The 392-nt window shown below is 71.9% G+C and carries 1 protein-coding gene; it reads right to left on the bottom strand.

Annotated elements, in window-relative coordinates; genetic code table 11:
• Nucleotides 1–51: 51 nt before the first annotated feature.
• Nucleotides 52–392, bottom strand: a 341-nt coding sequence (locus tag ACLD7X_RS19550) for a hypothetical protein (RefSeq protein WP_411425342.1), incomplete at its 5' end; no start/stop codon positions are given.

The raw sequence follows: 392 nt of genomic DNA, 5'->3' as shown, positions 1-392 counted from the left end.
CCGGGGTCCGGGGCAGCGCCCCGGTCCGCGTGCCGAACCGGGCGCGGCGGGTCAGATGTGGTCGAGGACGATCAGGCGGTATTCGAAGTCGCGGGCAAAGGTTTCCTCGCGCCGCGAGGGTTTCTGGAACCGGTCCATGGCGCGGCCCAGCACCAGTTCCAGCGCGCGCGCCTTCCAGGGGTTCGACTGGCGGAAGTCGGCGCGGGCGCGGGTGACGAAGGGCGCGATGTGGCGGTTCTTGATCTGGTCCAGCACATAGAAGGTGGGCAGGATCGCGGCCGTGAGGTCGGTATCCTCGGCCAGGCGGAACTGGCCCTGGCGGGCGACCTCGGCCAGGAAGTCGGCATGGGTGCCGCGCGTGCCTTCGGGGGCCCTGGCATCCGCCCCGCGGC

The organism is Aphanothece microscopica RSMan92 (assembly GCF_046613545.2).
In the GTDB taxonomy this organism is placed as follows: Bacteria; Cyanobacteriota; Cyanobacteriia; order PCC-6307; family Cyanobiaceae; genus NIES-981.
This window is presented reverse-complemented; position numbering and strand designations above follow the sequence as displayed.